General features: G+C 37.2%; 5 protein-coding genes and 1 riboswitch. Of the genes, 1 reads left to right on the forward strand and 4 read right to left on the reverse strand.

Features of this window, described 5'->3' with window-relative positions:
* Positions 1–259 precede the first annotated feature (259 nt).
* Positions 260–1,204 (forward strand): M23 family metallopeptidase, encoded by a 945-nt coding sequence (locus AC1UFB_RS09465; RefSeq protein WP_231882751.1) that lies wholly within the window; start codon positions 260–262, stop codon positions 1,202–1,204.
* Positions 1,205–1,273: 69 nt separating this feature from the next.
* Here AC1UFB_RS09465 and AC1UFB_RS09470 read toward each other — a convergent pair whose 3' ends face one another.
* From AC1UFB_RS09470 to yunB, 4 genes are all read right to left on the reverse strand, one after another.
* Entirely contained in the window at positions 1,274–1,384 is a 111-nt protein-coding gene (locus AC1UFB_RS09470; protein ID WP_076512338.1) for a methionine/alanine import family NSS transporter small subunit, read from the reverse strand.
* Positions 1,374–2,888 (reverse strand): sodium-dependent transporter, encoded by a 1,515-nt coding sequence (locus AC1UFB_RS09475; protein ID WP_206833386.1) that lies wholly within the window; start codon positions 2,886–2,888, stop codon positions 1,374–1,376. Before AC1UFB_RS09475 ends, AC1UFB_RS09470 begins: the two co-directional genes overlap by 11 nt.
* A 226-nt stretch (positions 2,889–3,114) precedes the next feature.
* Positions 3,115–4,695, reverse strand: a complete 1,581-nt coding sequence (locus AC1UFB_RS09480) for a Na+/H+ antiporter NhaC family protein (RefSeq protein WP_100346650.1) — start codon at positions 4,693–4,695, stop codon at positions 3,115–3,117.
* Positions 4,696–4,819: 124 nt separating this feature from the next.
* Positions 4,820–5,008: riboswitch (Lysine riboswitch) on the reverse strand.
* A gap of 70 nt (positions 5,009–5,078) precedes the next feature.
* On the reverse strand, positions 5,079–5,834 hold the full coding sequence (yunB, locus tag AC1UFB_RS09485) for a sporulation protein YunB (protein ID WP_100346649.1): 756 nt from the start codon (positions 5,832–5,834) through the stop codon (positions 5,079–5,081).
* Positions 5,835–6,000 lie beyond the last annotated feature (166 nt).

Genomic DNA, 6,000 nt, shown 5'->3' on the forward strand with positions numbered 1-6,000 from the left:
CACTTTATCATACAAAAGAGCGATTCGACAAGCGCTCTACACTTATTTATCTCTACTCTTTATCCTTTAATAACCGCAAATGATAGCGCTTTATTTATTGTTCATATAACCTTAACATCATTTTATTTCCATTAATTATTATTTATTAAATTTTTCATCGTTTCACAAACTAATACTATAACTTAATTAGGAAGGAGGAAGCTCATTGAAAAAATATGTGCTTTTTCTGTTATTTTTTTCACTATGCTTTTCATGTACGATTTCATCTCAGGCTGCGCCACTTTCTACCGAAGATGAAGCAGCTTTAAATACGAAGCGCATGGAATTATATCAGCAGATGGAGGCTGTGTCATCAATACCTTGGTATTACTTTGCTGGAATTGATCAATATGAACGAAACGTCCGTCGCTCTCATAAGGATATTCCAAGAGAAAAAGGTGCAATTGCTATTTATTACTCTCCAGAAAAATGGGCAGGTTCTTTAAATCCAAAGCTTAATGACCAAAACCCCTTAACCATTTCGTTATTAGGTGGTTTAGGAAAAGACGGAAACGGCGATGGGAAAGCTGATCAGTTAAATGATGAAGACATGCTTTTTACAATGGCTAATTATATTCAAACTTTTGGAACAAGCGAGGATTATATTAAAATTGCGCTATGGAGTTATTATCATCGAGCTAAAGCGGTTGATATTATCCTTGGGAACGCCAAGCTCTTTAAGACCTATGGTCGTATTGACTTAAAAGGAACCTCGTTTCCAGTGCCGATTCGATCAAACTATAGCTATCGCAGCACTTGGGGTGACGCTCGTGGATGGGGCGGAAGAAGAATTCATGAAGGAACTGATATTTTCGCTGACTATGGCGTTCCAGTCAAGTCTCCTTGCTATGGTATAATCGAACTAAAAGGTTGGAATAAATATGGTGGCTGGCGTATTGGAATTCGAGACCTGAATAATAATTATCACTACCTAGCACATTTAAGTGGATTTGCTAAAGATTTAAAAACGGGACAGATTGTAGAACCAGGTATGGTCATCGGTGGTGTTGGTAGTTCAGGATACGGGCCTCCAGGCACATCTGGGAAATTTCCACCTCATTTACATTACGGTATGTACAAAGATAACGGTCGAAACGAATGGTCTTTTGACCCTTATCCGCAGCTTCGGTCATGGGAAAGAATTGATCGTCAAAAGAAAAAGTAATGTACGATTTAAACAAACGTTTATTTAATATAAAAAGAGTGCTTAGAACAATGTTCTAAGCACTCTTTTTTACGCTTTACTTTCCTTTGATTTCTTCACTGCATGAATAATACTTGCTGCTAAACCGCCCCAGATGATAATCATTCCTGCAATCATCATAATTACTGAATTACTTTCCATACGTTGTATCCTCCTTCACAGAAGATAATGATTCTTTCTTCCAACTTTTAAATGATAATAGAATCCCAACAACAATCACCAAACCTGCAACTCCCCAACCAAATGGAACAATGAAACTCGTCGCATAACCTTCGTAATTTTCTGAAATATTAGTTCTCACATTATCAAACATCATGTATCCAAGAACAACTGGTGTGATTACGCTTAAGCAAATTTTCCACCAAGCACCAAGCATAATGTCAGATACGCTGTTTGCATGTTTTTGTAGATTGTTTAGTTCACGGAATACCCAAGCCACTAAGATAATTTCAACTAAACCGGCTAAAGCAACACCAAAGTTATTGATAAAATAATCCATTACATCTAAGAAGTATAACCCTCCTTGAGTAGCAAATAATAATGAAATGATAGAAGCTAAGCCCCCACCCATTAAGACAGATTTCGTACGAGATACGTTAAATTTATCTTGTACCCCCGCTACAAATGTTTCAATAATGGAAATAAGTGATGTTAAACCAGCCAATGTTAACGATCCAAAGAAAAGTAATCCGAACAGCTGATTAAACGCCGGAAACTCGTTAATAATTTGAGGGAATACAACAAATGCTAACCCTACTCCACCTGCTACTACTTCATCAATGCTCACACCTTGCTGCATTGCCATAAACCCTAAAGCACTAAATACACCAATACCGGCTAGTAATTCAAATGCTGAGTTACCAAAGCCAGTGATAAAAGCATTATTTGTTAAATCTGATTTCTTTGGTAAATAGCTAGAATAAGTAATCATAATGGCAAAACCAACAGATAAACTGAAGAAGATTTGACCATAAGCTGCCACCCAAACTTTTCCATCTGCAATAGCGCTCCAGTCTGGCTTAAAGAATGCATTCAACCCTTCCATTGCACCATCTAATGTAATAGCGCGAAGCACAATGATAAAGAATAAGACAATTAATGTTGGTAAGAAAATTTTGTTTGCTGCTTCAATTCCTTTTTTAATACCTTTTAGTAAGACACCTAAAGCTATTACCCAAACTAAAATAAGCGGTATTAGGACACCTGGTACAATGCTTCCCGTTTGACCAGGAACCTCAGCTAATTTCAAATAGTCACCGAATAAAAACCCTTCAGTATCTTGACCCCAGCTTAGCTTTAGCGAAAAGATAAAGTAAGACATGGCCCATGCAATAATCGCTGCATAGTAAACTGCAATAATAAATGAAATACCAACTTGCCACCAGCCTAGCCATTCTGCTTTTTTATTTAGTCTCGCTAGCGATAATGGCGATGATCCTCTATACTTATGTCCAATTGCAAACTCCATGATTAAGATTGGAATACCTGCTGTTAATAACGCAAATAAGTATGGTAAGAAAAATGCACCTCCACCGTTTTCATAGGCAGTCGCCGGAAACCTCCAAATATTTCCTAATCCAATTGCAGAACCTGCTGCTGCCATGATAAAACCTGCTCTCGTACCCCATTGAGGACGATTTTCCATCATAGTTTCCCCCTTACACTCTCTCTTTTCTTTTATCTCTGTCATAACCCAAAAAGTTATTTAAACTTTCTGATAATTTAGCATAGTCTGTCTTTAGAACTATCTTACGAAGAATTATAGCTATTATGCTATAGTATGTCAAAATATTTTCATAGAAAATTTTGATAATTAAACAATTAAAAATAGAGCAGACGTTGTGAAGCGCATCTGCTCTATCTTTATTCTTCTATTTTTCTAATGATGTCTTTGTTATGTTCCCCTTTTTACGAGTTACTAAGACAAATACCACTAATAAAACCATTATTGTTCCAAATCCTGCAGCTGTACTTTCTGTTAAACCAAGTACAATATAACCAATGATGCTAATTACAGCTGAAATAATTGCATAAGGAAGCTGTGTCATTACGTGATCAATATGATGACTTCCTGCTCCAGTTGATGACAAGATTGTTGTATCAGAAATTGGTGAACAGTGATCTCCGCAAACTGAACCAGCTAATACAGCCGCAAGAGCTGGTAATAATAATTCTGGTTCAATGTTTCCTACAATGTCACCTGCAATTGGAAGCATAATACCAAACGTTCCCCACGATGTCCCTGTTGAAAACGCCATGATGCCAGCAATAATAAATAGTACCACTGGTAAGAAGGCAATATTTAAATTAGAACTCTCCACAATTCCTGCTAAGAATTCTCCTGATTTCAACTGACCAATCAAATCTCCAATCATCCAAGCAAGCAGCAAAATATAAATAGCGGGTAGCATCGATTTGATTCCTGCTACTATGCCCTTACCAAGCACCGAATTAGACAGTTCATTCGATTGTCTCGTACGTGCGATAAATAATACTAGCGTTACAACAAGGCCTGATAAACCACCAATCATTAATGAATTAGGTACATTCGTATTCTCAAACATTGTAAAGATTGTAGCTTGACCTTCAGTTGCTTGATAGCCTGTCCATAACATCGCACCAATTGTCCCAATCATCAATACAATAATTGGTAAGATCAAATCGAATACACGACCATTTTCACTAACTGGTAAATCTTCTTTTAACTCTCCTGGTACTGCACCTTTTTCTGGGTCCGTTACTTCTCCAGTACGAATCGCACGCTCTTCGTGTTTTTTCATTGGTCCAATGTTAATATCAAAAACACTCACCACGAATACCATAATTAATGCGGTAAATACATAAAAATTCATCGGTATCATCTGTACAAATGCTGAAAATGCTGACACATTACTCATCCCGTGTGCAGCTAGAATTGAACCTACAACCGTAATAATATAGGCACCCCAACTTGAGAACGGTGCAATCACACATACCGGAGCTGAAGTTGAATCAATTAAATAAGCAAGCTTCGCTCTTGATACCCGCTGTCGATCTGTTACCGGGCGACTTACTTGTCCAACAGCTAGTGCATTAAAATAATCATCAATAAAGATAATAATTCCTAACACAGCTGTTAATAGATGAGCTCCACGACGCGTTTTAATACGTTGTAAAGCCCATTCTCCAAAAGCACGGCTTCCTCCAATGATTGAGATAAAAGCCGTAATAACACCTAAAATTAAAAGGAAAAGCAAAATGAATAGATTTGAAGTATTAAGTGCGCCGTCCGCGTAGAAAATTGTAGCAAAGCTTCCCCAAATCTTTTGAATCGTTTCTCCAACTGAAAACTCCGTTAACACTAATCCACCTGCTAAAATCCCTACTCCTAGGGAAAGCAGTACTTTACGTGTTAAAACAACCATTAATATGGCAATCAATGGTGGTAATAACGAAAAAATAGTTCCTTCCATGATATCCTCCTAATATAAGCCTGTTTAAATCTAGGAGGACTACTTATAAAGAAAAAAACGCAAAAAAGAGCAATGATAGAAAATAACTATCATTACTCTTTGTAATGTTATGTTATCCTCCATCACGATCAGTAGCCCTCCATCATGAAAACAAGCGTATTTTCATAATGACAGTGTTACCCTTTTTCAAGGTAACCCCAGAAAAGAAAAGCTGACTCTTTTTCTTTCCTTCGGCAAAAAATCCTTTTTACTATGATCACAGTTGTCATCCTCACATAGTATACTCATACTTTTTGCATCCTCTACCTCATCGATCTGATAAGGTGATGGTATATAATTATATCTAGTACATTATATCGGTAAAGTATAAAGTTATCAACCGGCTATTTCTTCTTTAGTTCAATAGATGGAGAGGCTGAGTTAGTGCCGCCGTTAAAATAATCCGGTACGTTCCCTGGAATCATCGCCATCCCTACAGGCACTGTCGCTTGAACGGTTGTCTGTTTTGTAGCAAAGGGAATAATCACCTGAACGTTAACCTGAACTTCAATTGAAATTTCTAAAAAAGCACCGTTAATTCCGTATTCCTCTATTTTCCGTACAACGTCTGATTGCACATCACCAATTGCATGAAATTTAACCGGGATTAAAGGTCCTAGATTTCCTAGTAAGGCATTGTTTGTAGCTTGCCCTAATGGAACTTGATAGACAATTCCTCGCTGCCTGAGCTTTTCATCTGGTTCAATATTAATATCCGTTGGAATCTCTAATTCTTCTAAATTTCCTTTTTCAGCTTCTCGTAAATTAGCCTGGACTAAAGATGTCGTTTGAGCTCTAATACGATTTACGACTGCCGTATCAATCTTGGCTACCTGCCCATCCGGCGTACTTTCTGTCTTAATAATATCGTTCACATCAAGTTGGTCTACCACTTGTTTATTAACGGCCTTATTAATAACAAGCGTTGCAATCTCTTTAGTCTTGGCTTCTGCATATTTCATTAAGGTTGGTTCAATTCCTCTATTAATTAACCATATTCCTGCTCCAGTAGAAAGCAGAAAAAAAACAATTGTTAGTAGTACAACATAGCGAAATGGTATAGGTCCCTTTTTCAATACTCTTCGGCGAACCCTAATCAAAAAAATCCCTCCTTACAAGCTATATGTATGCATAAAAAAGGAGGGCTAACGCTATTTTCTAAAAGTTTTCTATGTTTGTTTTAAATCGTTGCTGATAACTCAAACTTCGCAGACTGAAATCGACAAATAAGCCTTGATATAGTTAGGCAGACCGCCAATCCATTGC

This window comes from Priestia sp. KCTC 13724 (assembly GCF_056820425.1).